This is a genomic window from Bdellovibrionales bacterium (assembly GCA_041662785.1).
Taxonomy (GTDB): Bacteria; Pseudomonadota; Alphaproteobacteria; order UBA9219; family UBA9219; genus UBA8914.
Map to the genome: position 1 here is coordinate 38,890 of JBAZRW010000007.1, position 21,879 is coordinate 60,768.

The 21,879-nt window shown below is 52.6% G+C and carries 20 protein-coding genes and 2 tRNA genes; 7 read left to right on the forward strand and 15 right to left on the reverse strand.

Annotated elements, in window-relative coordinates:
- Positions 1-6: 6 nt before the first annotated feature.
- Complete coding sequence (locus tag WC612_06340) at positions 7-648, reverse strand: CoA transferase subunit B (GenBank protein ID MFA6280393.1); 642 nt, start codon at positions 646-648, stop codon at positions 7-9.
- A 17-nt stretch (positions 649-665) separates the two neighbouring features.
- Complete coding sequence (locus WC612_06345) at positions 666-1,364, reverse strand: CoA transferase subunit A (GenBank protein ID MFA6280394.1); 699 nt, start codon at positions 1,362-1,364, stop codon at positions 666-668.
- Between the two features lie 178 nt (positions 1,365-1,542).
- Between WC612_06345 and WC612_06350 the strand changes: the two genes are divergently transcribed.
- Positions 1,543-2,088: a class I SAM-dependent methyltransferase gene (locus tag WC612_06350; GenBank protein ID MFA6280395.1), complete on the forward strand. Its 546-nt coding sequence runs from the start codon at positions 1,543-1,545 to the stop codon at positions 2,086-2,088.
- Between the two features lie 88 nt (positions 2,089-2,176).
- On the opposite strand, the gene WC612_06355 is transcribed toward WC612_06350, so the two are convergent.
- From WC612_06355 to gyrA, 4 genes are all read right to left on the reverse strand, one after another.
- Positions 2,177-3,385, reverse strand: coding sequence for a hypothetical protein (locus WC612_06355; GenBank protein ID MFA6280396.1), 1,209 nt, complete (start codon positions 3,383-3,385; stop codon positions 2,177-2,179).
- A gap of 649 nt (positions 3,386-4,034) precedes the next feature.
- A tRNA-Lys gene (locus WC612_06360) sits at positions 4,035-4,110 on the reverse strand.
- A 121-nt stretch (positions 4,111-4,231) separates the two neighbouring features.
- Positions 4,232-4,774 carry a pantetheine-phosphate adenylyltransferase gene (coaD, locus tag WC612_06365; GenBank protein MFA6280397.1) on the reverse strand — a complete coding sequence of 181 codons (543 nt, stop codon included), beginning with the start codon at positions 4,772-4,774 and terminating at the stop codon, positions 4,232-4,234.
- A complete protein-coding gene (gene gyrA / locus WC612_06370) occupies positions 4,771-7,503 on the reverse strand; it encodes a DNA gyrase subunit A (protein MFA6280398.1) in 2,733 nt (910 codons plus the stop codon). The genes coaD and gyrA overlap by 4 nt, the downstream gene beginning before the upstream one ends.
- 225 nt (positions 7,504-7,728) lie before the next feature.
- Between gyrA and WC612_06375 the strand changes: the two genes are divergently transcribed.
- A complete protein-coding gene (locus WC612_06375; GenBank protein ID MFA6280399.1) occupies positions 7,729-7,977 on the forward strand; it encodes a hypothetical protein in 249 nt (82 codons plus the stop codon).
- A gap of 3 nt (positions 7,978-7,980) precedes the next feature.
- Here the strand turns inward: WC612_06375 and WC612_06380 are convergent, their stop codons facing one another.
- Complete coding sequence (locus tag WC612_06380; protein ID MFA6280400.1) at positions 7,981-8,850, reverse strand: metal ABC transporter permease; 870 nt, start codon at positions 8,848-8,850, stop codon at positions 7,981-7,983.
- Positions 8,847-9,617: an ABC transporter ATP-binding protein gene (locus tag WC612_06385; GenBank protein ID MFA6280401.1), complete on the reverse strand. Its 771-nt coding sequence runs from the start codon at positions 9,615-9,617 to the stop codon at positions 8,847-8,849. Before WC612_06385 ends, WC612_06380 begins: the two co-directional genes overlap by 4 nt.
- A 181-nt stretch (positions 9,618-9,798) precedes the next feature.
- On the opposite strand from WC612_06385, the gene WC612_06390 reads away from it, so the two are divergent.
- A complete protein-coding gene (locus WC612_06390) occupies positions 9,799-10,674 on the forward strand; it encodes a zinc ABC transporter substrate-binding protein (GenBank protein MFA6280402.1) in 876 nt (291 codons plus the stop codon).
- A gap of 6 nt (positions 10,675-10,680) precedes the next feature.
- Here the strand turns inward: WC612_06390 and WC612_06395 are convergent, their stop codons facing one another.
- On the reverse strand, positions 10,681-12,078 hold the full coding sequence (locus WC612_06395; GenBank protein ID MFA6280403.1) for a diguanylate cyclase: 1,398 nt from the start codon (positions 12,076-12,078) through the stop codon (positions 10,681-10,683).
- Positions 12,079-12,285: 207 nt separating this feature from the next.
- Between WC612_06395 and WC612_06400 the strand changes: the two genes are divergently transcribed.
- Positions 12,286-12,759 (forward strand): DUF1465 family protein, encoded by a 474-nt coding sequence (locus tag WC612_06400; GenBank protein MFA6280404.1) that lies wholly within the window; start codon positions 12,286-12,288, stop codon positions 12,757-12,759.
- 25 nt (positions 12,760-12,784) lie between these two features.
- Here WC612_06400 and WC612_06405 read toward each other — a convergent pair whose 3' ends face one another.
- A complete protein-coding gene (locus WC612_06405; GenBank protein MFA6280405.1) occupies positions 12,785-12,967 on the reverse strand; it encodes a hypothetical protein in 183 nt (60 codons plus the stop codon).
- A 143-nt stretch (positions 12,968-13,110) separates the two neighbouring features.
- On the opposite strand from WC612_06405, the gene WC612_06410 reads away from it, so the two are divergent.
- Both WC612_06410 and WC612_06415 read left to right on the forward strand, forming a co-directional pair.
- The gene (locus tag WC612_06410) at positions 13,111-14,124 is read left to right on the forward strand and encodes a Fic family protein (protein ID MFA6280406.1); all 1,014 of its coding nucleotides are present in this window, start codon (positions 13,111-13,113) and stop codon (positions 14,122-14,124) included.
- 59 nt (positions 14,125-14,183) lie between these two features.
- Positions 14,184-14,795 carry a hypothetical protein gene (locus WC612_06415; protein MFA6280407.1) on the forward strand — a complete coding sequence of 204 codons (612 nt, stop codon included), beginning with the start codon at positions 14,184-14,186 and terminating at the stop codon, positions 14,793-14,795.
- Between the two features lie 63 nt (positions 14,796-14,858).
- Here WC612_06415 and WC612_06420 read toward each other — a convergent pair.
- Positions 14,859-14,933: transfer RNA gene (locus WC612_06420), tRNA-Gln, on the reverse strand.
- Positions 14,934-15,182: 249 nt separating this feature from the next.
- Between WC612_06420 and WC612_06425 the strand changes: the two genes are divergently transcribed.
- Positions 15,183-16,115, forward strand: a complete 933-nt coding sequence (locus WC612_06425; GenBank protein ID MFA6280408.1) for a hypothetical protein — start codon at positions 15,183-15,185, stop codon at positions 16,113-16,115.
- On the opposite strand, the gene WC612_06430 is transcribed toward WC612_06425, so the two are convergent.
- From WC612_06430 to WC612_06445, 4 genes are all read right to left on the reverse strand, one after another.
- Entirely contained in the window at positions 16,112-18,382 is a 2,271-nt protein-coding gene (locus WC612_06430) for an ATP-binding protein (GenBank protein ID MFA6280409.1), read from the reverse strand. The genes WC612_06425 and WC612_06430 overlap by 4 nt on opposite strands.
- 12 nt (positions 18,383-18,394) lie before the next feature.
- Positions 18,395-19,276: a transporter substrate-binding domain-containing protein gene (locus WC612_06435; protein MFA6280410.1), complete on the reverse strand. Its 882-nt coding sequence runs from the start codon at positions 19,274-19,276 to the stop codon at positions 18,395-18,397.
- A 122-nt stretch (positions 19,277-19,398) separates the two neighbouring features.
- Complete coding sequence (locus WC612_06440) at positions 19,399-21,093, reverse strand: ribonuclease J (protein ID MFA6280411.1); 1,695 nt, start codon at positions 21,091-21,093, stop codon at positions 19,399-19,401.
- The gene (locus WC612_06445) at positions 21,090-21,875 is read right to left on the reverse strand and encodes a type III pantothenate kinase (GenBank protein MFA6280412.1); all 786 of its coding nucleotides are present in this window, start codon (positions 21,873-21,875) and stop codon (positions 21,090-21,092) included. The genes WC612_06440 and WC612_06445 overlap by 4 nt, the downstream gene beginning before the upstream one ends.
- Positions 21,876-21,879 lie beyond the last annotated feature (4 nt).

The window sequence follows — 21,879 nt, forward strand, 5'->3', positions numbered from 1 at the left end:
AGAAACTTACATCGGGACAACCTTAAAATCCGCCTCGGTGCGCGCACGCACCTCGTCCAGCGTAACGTCCGAGGCTATCGCGGTGAGGATAAGCCCTTCGTCACGTGTGCACTCAAACTCGCAGATGTCCGTGACAATATGCCGCACCATGCCAGAGCCCGTAAGCGGCAGCGTGCATTGCTTGCGCACCTTTGGCTCACCGTCTTTTGAATTATGCTCCATACACACGATCACGCGGCGCACGCCCGACACCAGATCCATCGCGCCGCCCATGCCCTTGACAATCTTTCCGGGAACCATCCAGTTCGCAATGTCGCCTTTTTCCGAAACTTCCATCGCGCCCAAAATGGCCAGATCAACATGGCCGCCACGGATCATCGCAAAAGACTCCGCACTATCAAAATACGAGCCATAGGGGAGCAGCGTGACCGTCTGCTTGCTGGCATTGACCAGATCGCCATCAAGTTCGGCTTCGGTCGGAAACGGCCCCGTCCCCAACATACCGTTTTCGCTTTCCAAAACGACATGCATCCCTTCGGGAATATAATTGGAAACCAAAGTCGGGATACCAATGCCCAGATTGACATAGAATCCGTCTTTTAATTCTTTGGCCGCTTGCTGCGCCATTTGTTCACGAGTCCAAGCCATAGGTTTTCTCCTTTGAATTAGGCGCTGCGCGTGGTGCGGCGTTCAATGCGGTTTTCAAAAGCCTTGCCTTTGAAAAGGCGTTGCACATAAATGCCGGGGGTGTGGATCGCGTTCGGATCCAGTTGGCCCGTCGGGATCATTTCCTCAATCTCTGCCACCGTCATCTTGCTACACACAGCGGCTTGAGGATTACTGTTGCGCGCGGTCATGCGATAGACAAGGTTGCCTTCCTCATCGCCCTTCCACGCCTTGATAATCGAAAGATCGGTCGTGATGCCCGTTTCCAAAACATAGCGGCGGCCATTAAACTCGCGGATTTCCTTGCCCTCGCTTACCACCGTATCGACGCCGACCCGCGTATAGAAACCGGCGATGCCCGCCCCACCTGCACGCATGCGCTCCACCAACGTGCCTTGGGGGTTAAACTCAACCTCCAACTTGCCCGTGATATAAAGCTGCGCAAAATTGTTGTTCTCGCCAAGATAGGAACCGATGACCTTCTTGACCTGCCCGTTATCAAGCAGCTGCCCAATGCCATAGCCATCAACATGTGCGGTGATGCTAACGATGGTCAGGCCTTTAACACCGGACTCGGCAATGACACGCAGGCAATGCTCAGGAATGCCGCAAAGGCCAAAGCCGCCGACGGCAATTGACATGCCATCGCGCAGAATATCGCGCAAAGCCGCCCCTTCATCCTGATAAACCTTGCCCATTTCAGTGCCTCCTTGAGGAAATTAGAACAGAGCCATCTTACGGCAAGGGCATGAAGATATGGTTTATGGTTTATGAATAAAGGGTTTATGAATTTACGCCGTGATTAAAAGAGGTTTTCCCCTTGTCTTTTATGGAGAATAAGGAGAGCATGCCGGCGTTTCTAGCGCAGGAGCCCCCTTGATATTTTGGTATGCAATTGGCATCGTTTTGTTTCTTATCCTGACGTGTGAGCTTTATACCCTGAAAACGGGCGTTCCCACAGTGACCTCTTTTCCCTCCGTTAGAAAAAAGATGGTCGAGATTCTTCAAAAAGAGGCGGCGCAACACAACACGCCAAGTCCCTTGCACATTCTGGATTTAGGCTCAGGCACAGGCAAGTTAACGCTGGAAATTGGCCGAGCTATCCCTTCCGCCCACATCACGGGGCTTGAAATCTCGTTGACCCCCTTTCTTCTCTCCCTGCTCCGCCGCTGGCTTTGGCGTGTCACCAATGTCGATTATAAGCGCGAAGATTTTTGGCGCTATGACCTGTCGGGCGTTGATGCCGTCGTGCTTTTTATCAACGGAAAGGTTCAGGAACGAATGGCAAAAAAATTGAAGGCCGAGCTTCCCTCCGGCGCGCTTATCATCTTAAACGAAACACACCTACCGGATTGGGACCCGATAGAGGTTCTAACCGTTGGCCTCTTAAAAGTAAAAATCGTCGTCTATAGGCAGACTTAAAAAGGGGTGGCGCCTTTTCCAAGGCAAGTTCTGGCCATTTTCTTGAAACAGAAGGGTATGGTAAATATTTTAACGATTTTATCTTTGTCTAGTGCAACCATTTATGCGCTGCTATAATCGCGACCATTATCCCTCTCTCGGTTGCGCAAATGTCTAACCTTTTGGTACTATGGCGGGGGGCTTTCGCGGTTGCTTCTGGACGTAAAATCGAGTCATTTGCATACGCCCACAAATCATCCACAAGGTGGGGGAATCCATTTGGGTTCTGTTGTGGAAGCTGAACGGCTCCGTCAAGTCGCAGCACATTTAAGCAAGCTTTCGCAAAGTGCGTCTCTTCCAATTCTAGATTCTCACCGCCAAGGCCTTCGTAATTAGCAACCTCTATACCTTGGCGTTTAGCCCAACGACATACGGATGTTTGTGTCTGGTTCAGGCTAACAATGCCGACAAAGCGAACACCTGCCGCTTGCGCTTCTGGGACAGTCTGTCCACCTGCGCAGATAATCATCCCCGCCCGTCCAAAGAAATCAGCCGGATTATACTGCCGTACTATTTCCAATCGATCTTGCATCGCTGTCATGAGAGCGGATGCACGATAGACCTGCTCATTCTCTGGGCATGGAACAACCACTTTAATTTCAAAATTGTTTAGCGTTGAAGGGTCTTCCCTCCACATACGATCAAGCAATTTTAGTCCCAAATGCCCCTTATCTGTTCCCCCAAATGTAATAACAACCGAGTTAGGATTGTGTGGGTGGTCAACAAATAAATCAGGGGAAAGAAAATGATAATTGGGGCTAGCAAATACTTTTGGCTGGGATGCACCAGAATAAGAGGCTCCAAAGTTATTAGCATTGATAACAAAATCAACATGCTCACCGCCAAGATCAGGGATATGCCCAAAATCATCCACAACGCCAACTGTTCCATGAGTTTTTAATTGCCGCAGCTCCTCGGCACAAATTCGATAACTATCAATGATTGTTAAATCGCGGTCGGCAGGGAATTTAGCAATGTAATCCGGCGGCAGTAGTTCAAAAGCATTTTGGCTTGTTCCCTTTTGGGGAACAGCCTCGTTATCAAAGAGAAAAACTATTCCACTGTTTGGTGATGCAGTACAAAATCTTTCAACCGCACGCCGTGATACAACATTATCGGTCATCATCATCGTTACACATGCCTCTGGATGTGTTTGCCCCAAGGTTTGGGCTAGCCGCGCCGAACGCCAAAAATGACCCGTTCCGATCGACTCCGAAATATCTGTAAAAAAGAAAATGTTTTTATTGGGCTTGGTCATCAATTTGTTGTTCATTAGGAATGTTATAAATCAGCTACGTACAGACGCACATTATAGTGCAATATCATGAAAGTAATTACATTAATCCAAGCCTAAGACAAAAAATCTCAAATTTTAGCAAATGGTGACCCCGATGGGAATGTGCTCGCTACGGTCGCAAAAGCTTCCTTGCTGCGCAGCACTTTCGTAAGTTCGCGCTTCGTCTTCGTCTTGCGCTCACTAACGAAATTGTGAACCCATTCCATGGGTTCAGGCCTCCGGCCTACCAATTACAGAAAAGCCGCCATCACTTCGCGCTAGATAACAAACGTTTCTTTGCGAAAGCGCGTCCGGAATGTGACTTAAGATATTTTTCAAGATCAAGAGCCGTATATTTGTCTTGAACGGCAACATAACAAAGAAGATTCCACGGAGCAAACTTCGCTGTATGTGGCGACCTGCCTGCGTTATGCGTAGCAAGGCGTTGTTTTAAGTCCTCAGTCGCACCAGTATATTCTTGATCGGGAAAAGTTGTGCTTCGTATAATGTAAACGTACCACATGGCTATCAGTCCGTCTCCGCTTACGCTTCGCTCCAGCTACGCCGGACACTGCTTCGCTCTAACGTGCTCCGCTTGGCTGCGCCACGCGTAGCCCGTAAGGGCGAAGCGTGGTGACCCCGATGGGACTTGAACCCATGGCCCTCTGATTAAAAGTCAAATGCTCTACCAACTGAGCTACGAGGTCACACGTCTTGCGAGGGGGCAAAGTAGGAAGCCAACGCCCTCAGGTCAACAAAAAAGTAAAGGTATGGCCAGAAAGAACAGGGTTTTTAACAAAAAACAGCCTTGACCCAGTCAATCCGACCCTAATCCCGCACTTCGGGAGAGATTTTCTTGCGGGCGCTCTCTTGGGAAAAGCGCTTTTCAATCTCCTTAACCACTTTTTCGCTGACAAAGGAGCTAATGTCCCCGCCCAGAAAAGCGATCTCTTTCACAAAGCGCGAGGAGATAAACTGATGCCTGTCCGAGGCCATCAAAAACACCGTCTCAACATCCGGACACATGCGGTGGTTCATGCCCGCCATTTGAAACTCGTATTCAAAATCCGACACGGCGCGAAGGCCACGAATGATCAAATCCGCACCAATGTCACGGGCATAATGCACCAGCAGATTGTCAAACGCTTTCACCTCAATCTTCGCGCCCTTTTCGATCAAGGGAGCAATTTCAGCCTCCACCATTTTGACGCGCATACGCGTGTCGAACAAAGGCCCCTTGCCCGCATTTTTGGCCACGCCGATCACCAGCCTATCCACCATCTTGGTGGCGCGGCAAATGATTTCGAAATGCCCATGCGTGATGGGATCAAACGTGCCCGGATAGAGGCCTATACGGAAACTCTCGCTCATTCCTCTGCCTCGCCGCTATCCCCCGCTTCCTCAGCATCCAGCGCGGCGACCGAGACGATGCGCTCGTCCCCACCAACGCGGAACAAAATCACGCCCTGTGAGCCACGCCCCGTCACACGCACATCATGGACAGGCATACGGATAATCTGGCCACCATCCGACACCATCATGACTTCCTGATCATCCTTAATGGGGAAGGTCGCCACGATAGAGCCGTTCTTTTCGGTCAGCTTCATGTTCACGATGCCCTGCCCACCACGATTGGTGTTTCGGTATTCATAGGCCGAGGAACGCTTGCCAAAGCCGCGATCGGAAACGGTCAGCAAGAAATCCTCTTGCGAGGCGAGCTGCGCAAAGCGTTCGGGTGAGAGCGTCAAATCCGTCGTCGCCTCATCCTCATCGCCGCCCTCTGGGCCGCCTTCCACGACGCCCTGATCCTCCCCCGCCGCCGCGCGAAGGGCGCGGCTTTGTTTGATGTACGCGGCGCGTTCTTCGCCCGTCGCGTCGACATGCGTCAGAATCGACATGGCCATGACCTCGTCCCCCTTGGCAAGACGCACGCCACGCACGCCGGTTGAGGCGCGACCCGCAAACACGCGCAGATCCTCAATCGCAAAGCGAATGGCACGTCCGGCCTTGGTGGCCAGCAAGATGTCGTCATAGCCGCTGCCTGTGCGCACGGCGATCAGGCTATCGCCCTCGTCCAGCTTCATGGCGATAATGCCGTTTGAGCGCACATTGCAGAAATCGGAAAGCTTATTGCGCCGCACGCCGCCCGAAGCAGTAGCAAACAAAGCGAACAATTCGCCCCACAGCGCTTCATTTTCCGGCAGATGCAGGGTCGTCGTAATCGTCTCCCCTTGCTCTAACGGCAACAGATTGACCAACGCCTTGCCACGCGATGTCGGCGAGGCGAGAGGCAGCTTGTACACTTTCAGCTTATAAACCTTACCCAAGGACGAGAAGAACAGCATGGGCGTGTGTGTGCTGGCGACAAAGATATCCGATACGAAATCTTCGTCCTTCGTCACCATGCCCGTGCGGCCCTTCCCCCCACGCCGCTGAGCGCGATAGGTGGAAAGAGGCACGCGCTTGATATAACCAGACAGACTAGTGGTGACGACCATCTCTTCGCGCTGGATCAAATCCTCGATATCGGATTCAAACTCTTGCGCTTCAATCGTCGTACGGCGCGGCGTCGCAAAGCGGTCACGGATGACCGTAATTTCTTCCTTCATGATCTCAAGAACGCGGGCGCGATTAGCCAGAATATCCAGATAATCCTTAATCTGATCAACCACCGCGTGCAGATCGCCGCCAATCTTGTCGCGCTCCAGCCCCGTCAGGCGGTGCAAGCGCAAATCCAAAATGGCCTTAGCCTGCGTTTCAGAGAGGCGATAGGTTCCCGCCTCTTTGTTCAGGCCGTCTTCATCCACCAAAGCAATGAGTGCCGTAATGTCCGAGGCAGGCCAAGGGCGATCCATCAACTGCTGCTTGGCAATCGCTGGCTCAGCCGCCGCACGGATCAAGGCAATCACTTCGTCGATATTGGCGACAGCCACGGCAAGGCCCACAAGGATATGGGCGCGGGCGCGGGCCTGATTCAACTCATAGGTCGTGCGCCGCGTGATAACCTCTTCGCGGAAGGCCACGAAAGCTTCCAGCACCGCACGAAGCCCCATAAGCTCTGGCCGACCGCCGTTCAACGCCAGCATGTTGACGCCAAAGCTGGTTTGCAGCGGCGTGTGCTTAAACAACTGGTTCAAGACAACATCCGCCATCGCGTCGCGCTTAATCTCAATCACCACGCGCACACCATCGCGATCCGACTCGTCGCGCAGATCGGAAATGCCCTCAATCGTCTTGTCCCGCACACATTCGGCGATGATTTCGATCAGGCGCTTTTTATTCTGTTGATAGGGAATTTCGGTCACAATGATCGCTTGGCGATCCTTACGGATTTCCTCAATGTTCGTACGGGCGCGCATGATAATGCTGCCACGCCCTGTATGAGCCGCCGTGCGGCATGTCGTGTGACCAAGGATCAAACCGCCCGTGGGGAAATCGGGCCCCGGTACGATTTCCAACATCTCATCCGTCGAAAGATCGGGATTGTCGATCAGCGCCACGCAAGCGTTGCAGACCTCGCCCAGATTATGAGGCGGAATGTTCGTGGCCATGCCGACCGCAATGCCGCCCGCGCCGTTCACCAACAGGTTGGGATAACGCGCTGGCAAAACCGTTGGCTCAACCGTGATTTCGTCATAGTTCGGCTGGAACGCCACCGTATCCTTATCAATATCGTCCAGCAGCGTTTCGGCGACCTTGGCCAAACGCGCTTCGGTATAACGCATGGCCGCCGCAGGGTCGCCATCCATCGAGCCGAAGTTACCCTGCCCGTCCACAAGCGGCAGACGCATCGAGAAATCCTGTGCCATGCGCACCATGGCATCGTAAATCGCGCTGTCGCCATGCGGATGGTATTTACCCATCACGTCACCGACGATACGCGCCGATTTCTTATAAGGCTTGGTGCTGTCGTAGCCGCCTTCCTTCATCGCATAAAGAATGCGGCGATGAACGGGCTTGAGCCCATCACGCACATCGGGAAGCGCGCGCGACACGATCACGCTCATCGCGTAATCGAGGTAGGAGCTGCGCATTTCATCTTCGATGGTGACAAGAGCAATATCGGAGCGTGGTGGCGACGGAACAAGCGTATCAGTCAAAGGAATACCTATTTTTTCATGAGAATCGAGGCGGTCAAAAACCGCCCTGAAATCTAGCACTTCGGTACTCAAAGGCCAAACAAAAAAATGCTAAATAGAAATTAAGTTTCAAAGGGTTAAAGCCTTCGCCTGTTGGCTTTCGGGCAGAAAAGCGCAGAGCCGTCAACCTTTTGGTAGGGATTTCCTGCTATGGGGGTAAAGTTAGTATTTATTAGGAGACAATACATGACAACTTTATCCCATCGCGCAGGCCGCATCGGCTTGCTGTTGGTTTGCTTGGTAAGCCTTGGCGCTTGCAGCGATCTTTCGGCGCGGCAACAGCGCGTCTTGACGGGCGGCGCTATTGGCACGACGGTCGGTGCGATCAGCACCGTGGCCATGGGCGGCTGCGTTGCATGCGGGGCGGCCATCGGCGGCGCTGTGGGCGCTGGCTCTGGCTACCTGTACGATTATATCGAAAATCAAAACTGGTAACGGTCAGTTCTTTCGCCCGACGCAAGCGACCACACTCCCGAACCTGCCCAATACCGCTGACACCACGGTCATCCCCCCTGCCACCAGCACAATGGCGGGGCCGGAAGGAATAGCCGTATGGTAGGACAGCACAAGCCCCGCATAAGCGGCCACCGCGCCCAGCCCCATCGCCAACGGCATCATGCCATCGATTGTCTTTGCCCAAAAGTGAGCCGCCAGCGCGGGCAGCACCATTAGCCCCAACGCCATTAGCGTGCCCATGGCCTGAAACGACGCCACCAGATTGATCATCAGCAGCGCAAAGAAGACAAGGCCCATAAGCCCCACGCCACGCCGCTGCGCGCCAGCGGTGCGCATAAACGCGCCATCAAAGCCATCGATCACAAACCGCCGATAAAGCGCAGCGATCGTGAAAAGCGACAGGCAGCAAACGCCTGTAACCAGCATAAGCGTGTCTTGGTCTATCGCCAAAATGTTGCCAAACAGGACATGCATAAGGTGAGCGCTGCCCCCCTTGATTGAAATCAACGCCACGCCCACTGCCAAAGAAAGCAGGTAAAGCAGCGCAAAAGCCGCGTCCTCCTTCAGATCGGTCAGGCGCGATAAAAACGCAGCCAGCCCTGCCACGATCAGCGCCGCGATCACGCCGCCCAGTGTCATCGCCCAAAGCGACAACCCCGCCACAAAGAAGGCAACGGCAATACCCGGTAAAATCGCATGCGAGAGCGCATCACCCACAAGCGTCATGCGCCGTAGCATCATTAAAACGCCCAGCGGCGTGCCAGAAATCGCCAGTGCCATCGCAGCAACCAACGCCCGCTTCATAAAAGCGTAGTCGGTGAAGGGACTCACAAGAACATCTGCAAGGCTCATATTTCTTCCCCTGAATCCTGAATCCCGAATCCTGAATGCTTCTTCTCTTCCGGCCCGACCAGCTCGGCCATATCCAGATCGAAGGACAGCAGCTTTTGCTCAAACAGCGCGTGCGTATGGCCACGCCCCATGCACTTGCCCGCCAGCAAAAAGGATTCGGGAAAGTATTTTCGGATAAGCAGCAAGTCATGCAGCACGCAAATGATCGTGCGCCCCTGCGTGTGCCACGCGATAATCTGCTGGATCAATGGCGCAATCGTCTGCGCATCAATCGCCGCGAACGGCTCATCCAACAAAATCAATTGCGGGTCTTGCACAATCAGGCGGGCAAACAAAAGCCGCTGAAACTGGCCACCCGAAAGCTCGCCAATTTGTCGCGCCTCAAGCTCTTGCAAGCCCACATCAGCCAACGCCTGATCCACTCGTGCCTTCAAAGCTCCCTCTTGAAACGAAGGAAAGCTTCCGGCTTCGGGCCACAGGCCTGTACTCACGGCTTGACGGACGTTAAGGGGATAGTCGCGTTCTATCGCGCTGACCTGCGGCAGATAGCCAATCTTGCCTTTCAAGGCGGAGGCGACGGTTACGCGGCCTTTTTGCGGCTTCATCACGCCCGCGATGATTTTAAGCAGCGTGCTTTTGCCCGCGCCGTTCGGCCCCGCCACCGCCGTCAGCGAGCCAGCAGGAAACACGCCCGACACGTCCTGTAAGGCCTTATGATGGCCGTAGTGATAACTAACGTCGTCAAGGGTCACATGCGCTTGCGTCATACCGTTGGCTCCCCCTACCATGCCCACAGGGCGAGCAGGATCACGCACGCGGATAATACTGCGGCAACAGTCAGCCGCGCCGTCATACTCATGCCGAACATGATGCCCTCCCCTTTTATTTTAACCGACGATAGCCTATACCATAGCTTCTTTTTCTTCAAAAGACATCATGAGGTTTTCCATGCGCTTTCCCCTTTCGCTTTGCCTTTTAGCCATAGTCCTTGTCACCACACCCGCTGGCGCGTCGCCGCAGCCCCTTAAGGTCGTGGCAAGCTTTAGCCTGCTTGGCGATATGATCCAACAAGTGGGCGGCGAGGCTGTGACAGTGAACACGCTGGTCGGCCCCGATCAAGACGCGCATACCTTCGATCCCACGCCCGATGCCGTTAAGCTGATCGCGAACGCGGACATCATCGCCATCAGCGGCCTTGGCTTTGAGCCGTGGATGAACAAACTCATCAAGGCCTCTGGCACGAAGGCCAAGCTTCTGGTCGCCTCGGCCGGCGCCTCGCCACGCCATATGGAAGGGGAAGGCGACATCGATCCCCACGCGTGGCAGGATTTGCGCAACGGCGCGTTGTACGTCAGAAACATCTATGGCGCGTTAAGTGCCGCAAGACCCGACGACGCTGCGACAATGAAGGAACGCGCCCGCGTCTATCGCGATGAGCTTCTTGCCCTTGATCAAGAAACGCGGAATGCTTTTGCCGTCCTTGCGCCGGAAAGGCGCAAACTTTTGACCTCGCATGATGCCTTTGGCTATTTCGCGAAGGCCTATGGCCTGCAAATCCTTGCGCCCATGGGGATCAGCACGGACGCGCAGCCCTCGGCCTCAACCCTTGCCGCACTGACGGATCAGATTAAAAGCGAAGGCGTAAAAACCTTTTATATCGAGAACATGACCGACCCGCGCCTGACCCAACAGCTAGCCAAGGATACTGGCGCAAGGATGGGCGGCACGCTTTACGCCGATGCGCTTTCGGCCCCCGATGGCGACGCCCCCACCTATCTGGCGATGATGAAAAGCAACATCAAAAAGATTTTGGAGGGGATGTAGCGAAGCCTACTCCGCGATTTCGACGCGGTTGCGCCCTGCTTCTTTCGCGCGGAAAAGAGCGACATCGGCACGCACCAGCAAATCATCGATGGTGCTGTCCGTAGGCCTAAGTTGCGCAACGCCAAGGCTGGTCGTGCATTGAATCGTTCCTTCCGCCATCGCAATCGGCGTTTCACGAATGTGCGCGAGCAAGCGGCCTGCGACCTCGCTGGCCGCCTGCAATTCCGTCTCGGGCAAAAGAACCGCAAATTCCTCACCACCCAGACGACCCATAATGTCGGACTCGCGCAAGCTTTCAAGGCTGGCGCGCACAACCGTCCCCAGCGTCACGTCACCAACCGCATGGCCAAAGGTATCGTTGACCCGCTTGAAATGATCCAAATCCATCATGATGATGGAAAGCCCACGCCCGAAGCGCCGCGCACGACGAATTTCCTGCTCGGCCTGATTCATAAAACTACGCCTATTGCTGATGCCCGTTAGCTCATCCGTGTTGGCCTGATGGAAAAGCTCGTCCTCCAGCTCCTTGCGCTTGGAAATATCGCTAAGGGAAACGAGCGTGGCGGGCGCGCCCATATAGCTCATGCCAATCGCCGCCAGCTCGGCCAAGAAGGCGCGGCCTTGCGCCGTTTTCATGCGCACTTCGATATCGCGCACGTCGTGAATGGTATCGATCATCGAGTGGATACGCTGGCGATCCTCTTGATCAACATAAAAATCAGAGGAACGGGATTTCAGCAAAGGCCCCGCGCTTTGCTCTAACAGCAAGCACGTCTTGCGATTGACGAACATCATCCGCCCGTCGCTGCGCCGCGCGATAAAAACGGGCACGGGCAAAATCTCTAAAATCGAGCGCAAAGCTTGCTCATTATCCATCATCGTCGCCTCAACCTCGACTTGGCGCGTGATATCAAAGGCGCACAGATGGACGGCCTGCTGCCCATGCCAATTGATAAGCCTCTTGGTGACCGAAAGCCATATCTCGCGCCCATCGCGATGCACGGCAGGCATCCGCCCAATCGGCGCAAAAGTCGCGCCGCGAATAATATCGTTGTAATCTTGTTCAACGTCGGGCCAGCTTTCTGGCGAATAAAGGGGACGAATGAGCGGCAACGCCATAATCTCTTCCGCGCACTCATACCCAAAGAGCTGTGCAAAAGAGTCGTTGGCGTAAAGCGGTCTAAAATTACTGTGTACCAAAACGCCCTGCACCGCGCCATCGATTAAATCCTGAAAATTGGGCAACAGGCTATCATCGCGGCGGCGCGGGGTGCGCCGGCGTTCACTAGCAACCAAATCAGGCGACAGCTTTTTCATTAAAAAGGTATAACAGGATTCCGCGCCTTTGGCCAAGAGCAAGGAAAGAGGCAGCAATATCTTTTCCCTTGTTCCGTTTTTGATCAAAAAAGGAGGCTCCCCCTATAAAGCAAAAGAAATCTGCCTCAAAAAGGCATTCATCCAATTGATTTGATTGAGCTATTATCTATTTCCCCCACACCAGCCACCAATATCGCGCCATGAGAAAAAGAAGAACGTACACGTCTTTTTAAGATTCCCTGTTGTAGGGGTGGAAAAGGATGAAATCAGGATGACCCCTTAAGGAGACGCACCATGCCCAAGACAGCCACGCTTTTGGATCGCACGTTTGATGAAGGCGTAGCGCTGACCATGGAGGCTCGTAACTACATCGCGTTTCAAGAAACATCGGGTCGTGGGACGCAAAACCTCCCCCATAACTTGCACGTTGGGTATCATCACACGCGTGTTTCCGCGCGCCTTATTCAGGTGATGACATGGCTCTTGGCTATGAAGGCGTTACTGTCGGGTGAGATTTCGCCTGAGCAATTTTCCGCCCCGCAATATGCGCTAGGCGGCGGCGATGAGTGCGAGAATCCTATCGGCAATGAATTGGAAGAGTTGCCTTCGGGCCTACGCCAATTGCTTGAGCGCACACACCTGCTTTATGCGCGGATTTTACGTCTGGATGCGATGGTGCGCGATAAATTGGCGGCAGGCGAAGTGCCCAACTTTGGCATGATCCAAGGTATTCAGATCATCGATCCGCCCACCGATCCCTGTCAGTAGGGATTCCCTGCGCCCTCGCCGCCGCTTACGATTGAAATAGCGCGAAATAGAGGACGTAAAGCCAGCTCAACCACCCATGGATAAGCATCCATAGGATCGATTTGTTGGCGCTATACGACAAAATCATCGCGACAACACCGCCATAGCTGATGCCGTATTTAATGATGGCAGGGCCAACATAGCTAAACCGGCGTTCAATAATGTCCATAGGCGACTCCTCTCTGTTGAGATCACATGCGTGGATGAGTTTAGCCCCCGCGGACCTAAACGCCAAGCGGCGAAAAGGCGTGGGAAGAACGCCGCCCCCCCATAAAACACCTTATTGATTTCACAACCATTAAGTGATACTTTATGGTTATGAAAAACATCAAAGCCCTAACCCAAAAACAGAAAACACTAACGGCGGCGCGTCCTTTGCCAGCAGAGGTGACGCGTAACCTGAATGAGTGGCTGCGGGTCGAGCTGACCTATACCAGCAACGCGATTGAGGGCAACACGCTCTCACGCGCTGAAACGGCTGTGGTGCTTGAAAAGGGGCTGACGATTTCCGGAAAGCCACTCAAGGATCATCTTGAGGCAACCAACCACGCGGCGGCCTACGATTGGGTGATGAGTCTAATCAAGAAGAAGACGCACCAAATTGATGAGGCGACGATTCTTGAGATTCATCGCCTCGTTTTGAAGGGTATTCACGATGATGCGGCGGGACAGTATCGTGACCTGCCTGTGCGTATCGCAGGCTCAACGGTCATCTTGCCAAATGCGGCTAAAGTGGCGGCGTTGATGAAACAGTTGGCCACATGGCTTGCCAGCAAACCTAATCTTCATCCCGTTGAACTTGCTGCGCAGGCGCATTATCGGCTTGTGACGATCCATCCTTTCACAGATGGGAATGGCCGTACGGCGCGGCTCTTGATGAATCTCATCCTTATGCAGTCAGGATACCCGCCAGCGATTATCAGACCAAAGGATCGTCTTCGTTATATCCGCGGCCTTGAACAAGCCCAGTTGGGCGGCAGCATCGATGATTTTGAAGATTTTATTGGGGAGGCGGCTGAGCGATCTTTGGATATTTATCTTAAAGCCCTTGATAAAAACACTTCCCCAATTCAGATGAAGCCGAAAGCAGGGAGCCTGATAAAAATTGGCGAGCTTGCAAAGCAAACGGGGGAGACGGCGGCGACCCTTCGTTTTTGGTTGAAGGAGGGATTGATCGCCTGTGCCCAGCGCACAGAATCCGGTTATCAGCTTTTTGATAAAACGATGATCGCACGAGCCAAACAAATCCGCACGCTTCAGGTGAAACGGCTGACTCTATCTGAAATCAGCGAGAAGCTTATTAAAGCCGATGTGCAGGAAGAATAGTAACCCAAAACACATGAATAACTTCACCCCTAACTTGTTTTTTTTGATAAGGCAGCTGTATGACTAACGAAGCATGGTGGGTCGAGTTTATCAAAGACCGTCACATAAGAGATAACAATATAACAGAGAGATGCTCAAATCTTCTGCTATCACAGCTTGTTAACATGCCAAGTTACGGGGGCATGAAATATCCCTTCCAGTTTGTTGTTCATGAAATTCTGGCATTAGAAAACAAAGGAGAGAAAACACAAATAAAGAAGGCAGCGGCGTTTAAAAGAGACGAACTAGCCGGCTTTTGGAAAAAACATTTTTATGTCCCCAGTTATCATTTGGGAGAAAATGCCAGACTTGCGCTGGGGCTTGATAAGAAAGATACCTCAAAATTTGCATCTCTCATCTCGTGTGCTTCTAAAGCAATGGGATATACCGCACTTTTGTCAGATGTTGAAAAACAAGTCTTTGCTAAAGAATTATCAGAACAGTGTATGAAGCAGGTTTTAGAAAGAAGAAAACATGCGGAAAACACCGGTGATTATTTGGTTTTTGTCCCGCATAACGGTAAAAACTATTGCCTATGTATAGCAAAGCATTCTCAAGATTCTTTTGTTCGGGACTGCATCGAAAAATGTATGCCCCAATTTCCATTCCTTCGGGAACCACTAGGGAAATAAATGGGTCCCCGCCTACGCGGGGACACTCTTTTCGTAAGCTCGTTCCTCGCTAACGAAAAGATGTGGTTGGGGCGGGAGGGATCGAACCTCCGCATGGTGGAATCAAAATCCACTGCCTTACCGCTTGGCGACGCCCCAACAGAAGCAGACTGCATAAAAGGAAGAAATCTGCTCCAATCACCCACGTTTGTTAGATTCTAGACCCAAAAACGGGGGTAGCGGAGGCGCACCATAGCCCTTCAAAAAGTTTTTTGCAACTGCCCTTCCCACCCGTCAATTTTTCTGGTTTTGGTGGGAGGTGGCCTCCATCAGAAGGCTTGCCTCCCCTTACCGACTTGATAGAATGACAACGGGGCCACGATACCGCGCTCCCGCAAAGGATAGCTTATGACCAAAAAGTCGCCCCCCATGGAAAACACTGGCTTGGCCATTCGCCAAAAGGGGAAGACCTCTCTTGCCGCCAAGAAAAAGGGCGGAGCCGCCGCCATCGCCCTAACCTTTATCAGAAAAAGGACATTGGTCTGGGTTTGCGATATTGAAAAGTCATCGACCATTTTGAATGACATAAGATACATCAATGAGGCCGAGGAATTCCTCAAGCGGTTTTATGCCCTGACGTCAATCCTTGTTCGCGTGACGGGGGGCATTGTTTACAAAGGAACAGGCGATGGCTTTCTGGCGGCCTATGAGGTAGCGCTTGATCGCGATCTTGGACGAGAAGCCGGAAAAATCTTTGCGGCAGCATGGCACCTAACCCGTCTTATCAGCGCTACGCAATTGGGTGTCGCGTGCCCCAAAAGATTTAAGATACGTCATGGCATCGCTCTTGAGCCCGATTCAATCCTGATCGAACACAACACAACACAAATTAAACTTATTGATATTATCGGGCGAGGCGTTGTCCTTACCTTCCGTCTAGCCGGAATCAAAGTGCCCTTCCCCAGCATTGTGACACAAAAGAACCTTGTCGATGCTGCCGCCGCCAACGGCTGTAACTATACCTTTCACAAGATGAAATTCTCTCATGAAGATTTGCTGAAATATTTTAAGGGAGAGAAATGGTCAACCAACAAGGTGTATGCCTCGGCTGACTCTTCTTTGCAAAAGGGCAAAGCCCCTGCCCCCCGTCAAGGAGGGCAGAAAACAACCCACGCCCTCTCCTCGGGCATACCCCTGTCGGAACAACAGTGGCTTTCAGACCTTTACCATGAGCTTTTGATCGGCGCACCGTGGGCCCAGCAGGCGGCCAAGAAACTCGATGAGATTGTTAGGGTTCGTCCTCTAGCCGCACCGCGCAAGAAAGGCCAAGCCCGCGGCTAAGCGCTGGTTTCCACCACATTGCGCACAATGGCCTTAAGCAAGGCGATCAGCTCTTTTTTATTAATAGGCTTCGTCATGTAGCCATCAAGCCCTGCGGCTAACCCCTTTTGCCTCTCTTCGGGGAGCGCCGCCGCCGTCAAGGCGTAAATGGGAAGCCTCTTCCCATCATGGCGACGCGCTTCTTCATCTCGAATATGCGTCGTGGCCTCAATCCCCCCCATGACGGGCATCTGCATGTCCATCAAAATCAAATCAAATTTGTCTTGGCCTAATTTATCAAGCGCCTGCTGGCCATCGTTCGCCACCACCACCTCATGCCCCAATTTTCCCAGCATGGTTTTGATAATTTTCTGGTTAAGCTCCATATCCTCAGCCAAGAGAATTTTTAAGGCCACCGAAGGCTCCGTCTCGCCCTCGCCGCCCGACGAAGCATCCACAGGTTCCTCTTGTCCGGCGGGCGCGATCTCATACGGAATGGTAACGGAAAAGGCGCTGCCCTTCCGCTCCACGCTATGCAGAACAATGGCGCCCCCCATAAGCTGCGCCAACTTATAAGAAATCGTCAGCCCCAGCCCCGTTCCGCCGAAGCGGCGCGTGGTTGAGTTGTCCTCCTGTGAAAACGCTTCAAAAATCTTTTTCTGTTTTTCCTTGGGAATACCAATTCCTGTATCTTGAACCACAAAGACAAGAACGACATGCCCGTCCTTCATAGACTTTGTTTTGACAAGAAGCGTGATGCTTCCTTGCGCTGTAAATTTCAAAGCATTTCCAAGAAGGTTGAGGAGAATCTGCCTCAACCGGACGGGATCCCCCATAAGCTGGCAGGGGACATCGGGATCAATCGTGCGAATTAGCGACACGCGGCTTTCATTGGCGCGCAAATAAAGGGGCTTGATCATCTCATCAATCACGGAAGGAAGATGAAACGAGATGGTTTCAAGGCTCATCTTTCCGGCTTCGATCTTCGAGAAATCAAGGATGTCATTAATAATCGTCAAGAGCCACTCTGACGACACCTTGACGTTTTCAATGTATTCATATTGTTCTTTATTCAAGTCGGTTTCCAGCGCCAGCTCCGTCATGCCAATAATGCCATTCATGGGCGTTCTAATTTCATGGCTCATGGCTGCCAAAAATTCTGACTTGGCTTTATTCGCTTCCTCAGCGTGCAAGCTGCTGGTGCGCAGGTCCGCCGCCATGCGCTCCAGCTGTTCGCTTTTTTCCCGAAGCTCATGCTCCACCGCTTCTCGTCTGGCTATCTCCTGAGACAAAGATAGGTTGCGATCCTGCAACTCAAACCGCCTTTTGTCCGACTCGGCAAACTCGGCTTGGAGACGAAGCGTCCGATTGCGCATTTTGATAAGCAGAAATACGGCAGCCAAAAGAAAAATAGGAAAAACGGAAACAATATATAAAAACGGACGCGAGGTTATGTCCCCATAAAGCTCTTGTTCCCCCAACAACGTAACAAACGCCCCAGGGATCCAAGCCAATGGAGTCAAAACAACCAAATCATAATCAGGAATAAGGCGGCGCGATTCACTGGCAAGGGAGAAAACCTCATTCCATTTATGTTTCAAAAGCAGCGGGACGGCCTCAGCTTTCAAACGATAGGGCTGATCAGGCAGGCGAACCTCCTTCCCCTCTTTTGTAACAAGCACCTCCAAATGGCCCTTATCTTCATCCGTCGGTTGGACAAAAAAGTGTGTGACATACTTCATGTCGACGGCAAGGGTGACGCAGCCACGGGGCTTTCCCCGATACGAAACTGCCGCCGCCGCAATAAATTGGTTCTCTTTCTGATCAACAATAAAATGGGTCTTTTCACAATCATGCGCCGCTTGCGGCAAGGGCGGCGATTCAGGCAAGGTATCGACCAGAACTTCTCCCGCCTCAGAATAATACAGCAAGCGATTGCGTTTGCCACCGCCCAAGGATTCTCGGTGTTTGACTTCCTCAAGAAAAGCTGTCTCGACGGAGGTAAGGCTGGCCTTCAACCCATAGCGGGGTGACATGCCAAGATCCTTGTTCGTTAGATAGGACATAAGAACAAAAGAACCGGCTATGTCCACCGCATCGGTGCTTAGCCCTCGCGCAAAATCGTCCAAGGCGGCGGCATGCCGTGCGCTACTGGCAACTTGCCGCGCATTCGCGACATTTCTTAATTGTTCTTGCGACTCAAAAACATTTTTTAAAAGAACAAACGCATAGACGCAAAAAACAAGCGTTGCGAAAAGGGGCCATTTAGAGGCGAAACGAATTGACACGATCTCCTCCCCTTAATCCTTTTTCAGAAAGAATTCGGGGAAAAAACTCCGTATTCCCAGAAAGTATTTATCAACAAGCAGGTCATACATTCCATTGGCTTTGATCTGAAAAAGGTAATTGTTAAACGCATCCCGCAGCTCAGGGGACGATGGAGAAAACGCTGTTGCCAAAGCCTGCTCCTGCGATATAGGACCCAGCACTTTGATCTTGCCCGCCCAATCGTGCAAATCAAGGATAACATCCGGCGCGTCCAAAAGTGTCAGATCGGCTTTGCCATCAACCAGCGACCGCGCGATGCTGCGGGAGTTAGTGTCTTCGTCAAGACGGTGAAAATTGGCAACCTTGTTCTCAAGATCATAGTTTCGGGGATCAAGTTTTGTATTTTTCACGACCATCAGGCTGCTTTTCCCAATCAGGGCTTTTGTCTCAACAATGTCCTTGTTCAAGTTGTCGCTTCCCTTAATGGGCGCTAGTGGCGCGTTCGCGCGCGCAATAAGAAAAACTTGCGAAGGAAAGGTCGGCGCGGAATAAAGAAAGAACGGTTCGCGCCATGAAAAAATGGCGAACCCCACAGAAATCAAGTCGCCCTTGACGGGATAGTTTCCCTCAAGAACCCCTCCATCCTTTTTGCGGACAATGTCCTTGCCCAGCAAATCGCGCACAAGGGTTGAATGCTGGCTTGACACAAAAACATATTTGACGCCAAGATATTTGGCAAAGCCTTGGATGATTTCAACATCAAACCCATCGCCAAAGCCTGTCACAAAATTCGCATAAGGAAATCCAAGATGCCTGATTTCGCCTCGCGCCTTAATATCCTGAAGATCGCCAGCGTTGGCGCAGGGGGAAAAAAGGGCAAAAAAAACGACGAGGCAAAGCCCCAATTTTTTCATATTGGTCTCCCCTCCACGTCAAAAAAGAAAAAAGAGCACTCCATCATCAGGCGGAATCGTTAAAAGAACGATAAGGATCAAAAACCGTACGTTTTACCAAGCGCATAGGCCTAGGGCGTAGTCTAAACCCTGACCAAATGAACCTCGACAACAGGCTTCTTCCCTTGCGATTCATGCAAGGCACGACGAACAATCTTTGTCACGGCCTGCTTCATCGTGTCATCTTCCAAAAGCGTGGCGCGGGGCATCCGCTCAACCTCATCCAAGATCATCGACGAAATATCCTCGCTCAAGACGCGGATGGCCTTTTCATCATCAATCCCCAAAAGCGTGATTTGAGGTTCGCTGGCCACCATACCACGACGATCCAGCGCAAGCGTCACGACCGCCGCGCCGTTAAAGCCCATCTTGCGGCGATGCTGCGTGACCGTTTGATCCAAAGGACGCAGGCGCGTTCCATCAAGACCCCATCGACCCGCTTGCACCTCCCCCACTAATTCATGCGTGTCGGGGCCAAGGCGAATGATCTGGCCATTTTTCGGAATTACGACGTTCTCAATCCCCAGCGACCGCGCCAGCGCCGCATGATCGGTCTGATGGCGCAACTCGCCATGCACTGGCACGGACAAATGAGGCTTCACCCAACGGTAAAGCTCGGCAATATCGGGTTGCCCCGCATGACCGGAGGCGTGAACCAATCGCCCATCAGCCATGTGATCGTTCGTCACGACCTTCACGCGGTGGCTTAGCAAAAGATTTTGCACGCGACCGATGGCTTTTTCATTGCCGGGAATGTCGCGCGAGGAGAAAATCACGACGTCGCCACGCTCTAGCGTCACGGCAGGATGATCAAACACAGCAATGCGCGAAAGCGCAGCGCGGCGCTCGCCCTGACAGCCTGTGCAGACCATGACGACCTTATCACGCGGCGCTTGCATCGCTTCATGTTCGCTAAGAAAGTCGCTGAACTCCGGCAGGTAGCCAAGCGACTCCGCTATTTCGGCATTACGCCATAAAGAACGCCCGACCAACGAGACGTGGCGACCATGCTGCTTTGCGGCAAGCGCGATGGACTTCACGCGTGCAATGTTGCTGGAGAAACATGTGACGGCAATACGCCCCTTATACTCTCCGAAAAGATCGACCATTCCCTTTTGTACCGCGATTTCAGAAGGCGTCGCCACGGAAACCGTCGCGTTCGTTGAATCGCCGACTAGCGCCATAACACCCTCGCGGCCTAATTCTTTTAAGCGCGCTTCGTCCGTCAGACGGCCAATAATCGGGTCGTTATCAAACTTCCAGTCGCCCGTATGAAGCACGCGGCCATGAACCGTATTAATCGCCACCATATGGCTTTCGGGAACCGAGTGCGTGACGGGGATCATCTCGATGGCGAAAGGCCCCGCCTCAAACGAACTGCCGACAGGGATCTCGATCAAATTGAAAAGACCCTGCATGCCCGCCTGCGCAAACTTGGCGCGCAGGATGGCGGCTGGAAATGGCGTCGCGTATACGGGACAGCGCAAATCTGCCCACAAACGCTCGATCGCGCCCAAATGATCTTCATGTCCGTGTGTGATCACAATGCCCAGCAAATCATCGCGCCGCGCCGCAATAAAGCTAATATCAGGCGTAATAATATCGATACCGGGTGTCGTATCGTCGCCGAACATGATCCCACAATCGACCATCAGCCACTTGCCTGCCGTGCCATAAAGATTGAGGTTCATGCCAATCTCGCCCGATCCCCCCAAAGGCAAAAGCCACAAGGCGTCATCGGGTGGACGGTGCATGTCTATTTTTACTTTATGCGTCATACTCTGTTTTCAACTTTCTTGTTTTTTTCAAAAATCAGCGCAAGACCGCGCAAAGTCAGATCCGTATTAATATGATCCAAAGAAGGAATAGCCTCATCAAACAAAGAGGCCAACCCGCCCGTCGCCACCACGGTCATGGGCAAACCAAACTCGGCCTTGATGCGCGCAATCAAGCCTTCGATCATGCCAACATAGCCCCAGAAAAGCCCCGATTGGATAGCCGTGACTGTTCCCGTCGCGATAACCTTGGGGGGCCGCGCCACGGCAACGCTAGGCAGCTTGGCCGCCGCCATATGCAAAGCACGAAGCGACAGATTAACACCCGGCGCAATCACGCCGCCGCAGTAAACACCCTCACCATCAATCACATCAAATGTCGTCGCTGTCCCAAAATCGATGATGAGCAGCGGCGCTTTATACGAAGCGACGCCTGCTACAGCATTCACCAAACGATCCGCGCCCAGCTCTTCGGGGCGATCAATCTTGACCGTAATGCCTGTCTTTACGCCCGTCGCGCCCACCATCAACGGTTCGCAATCAAAATGGTGACGGCAAAGCCGGATCAAGTTAAAATTCGCGTCCGGCACAACCGAGCCAATGATCGCGTCGGTTACGGCGGAAACCTCAACGCCGATTTGGGCCATAAGCGTTTTCAAAAAAGCGGCATATTCATCCGCCGTACGTTGCGCATTCGTCGTGGCACGCCACATGCCAATTTGGGTCAAGCCGTCAAATAGCGCAAAAACGGTATTCGTATTACCGGCATCAATGGCAAGAAGCATCAGG

Coding starts and splice junctions, on each gene's coding strand:
- WC612_06400 (MFA6280404.1), top strand. CDS start 12,286: ATGCCCAAGACAGCCACGCTTTTGGATCGCACGTTTGATGAAGGCGTA.
- WC612_06385 (MFA6280401.1), bottom strand. CDS start 9,617: ATGACGCAAGCGCATGTGACCCTTGACGACGTTAGTTATCACTACGGC.
- WC612_06345 (MFA6280394.1), bottom strand. CDS start 1,364: ATGGGCAAGGTTTATCAGGATGAAGGGGCGGCTTTGCGCGATATTCTG.
- WC612_06340 (MFA6280393.1), bottom strand. CDS start 648: ATGGCTTGGACTCGTGAACAAATGGCGCAGCAAGCGGCCAAAGAATTA.
- WC612_06410 (MFA6280406.1), top strand. CDS start 13,111: ATGGTTATGAAAAACATCAAAGCCCTAACCCAAAAACAGAAAACACTA.
- WC612_06380 (MFA6280400.1), bottom strand. CDS start 8,850: ATGAGCCTTGCAGATGTTCTTGTGAGTCCCTTCACCGACTACGCTTTT.
- WC612_06355 (MFA6280396.1), bottom strand. CDS start 3,385: ATGACCAAGCCCAATAAAAACATTTTCTTTTTTACAGATATTTCGGAG.
- WC612_06390 (MFA6280402.1), top strand. CDS start 9,799: ATGCGCTTTCCCCTTTCGCTTTGCCTTTTAGCCATAGTCCTTGTCACC.
- WC612_06415 (MFA6280407.1), top strand. CDS start 14,184: ATGACTAACGAAGCATGGTGGGTCGAGTTTATCAAAGACCGTCACATA.
- WC612_06425 (MFA6280408.1), top strand. CDS start 15,183: ATGACCAAAAAGTCGCCCCCCATGGAAAACACTGGCTTGGCCATTCGC.
- WC612_06440 (MFA6280411.1), bottom strand. CDS start 21,093: ATGACGCATAAAGTAAAAATAGACATGCACCGTCCACCCGATGACGCC.
- WC612_06445 (MFA6280412.1), bottom strand. CDS start 21,875: ATGCTTCTTGCCATTGATGCCGGTAATACGAATACCGTTTTTGCGCTA.
- WC612_06405 (MFA6280405.1), bottom strand. CDS start 12,967: ATGGACATTATTGAACGCCGGTTTAGCTATGTTGGCCCTGCCATCATT.
- WC612_06375 (MFA6280399.1), top strand. CDS start 7,729: ATGACAACTTTATCCCATCGCGCAGGCCGCATCGGCTTGCTGTTGGTT.
- WC612_06435 (MFA6280410.1), bottom strand. CDS start 19,276: ATGAAAAAATTGGGGCTTTGCCTCGTCGTTTTTTTTGCCCTTTTTTCC.
- coaD (MFA6280397.1), bottom strand. CDS start 4,774: ATGAGCGAGAGTTTCCGTATAGGCCTCTATCCGGGCACGTTTGATCCC.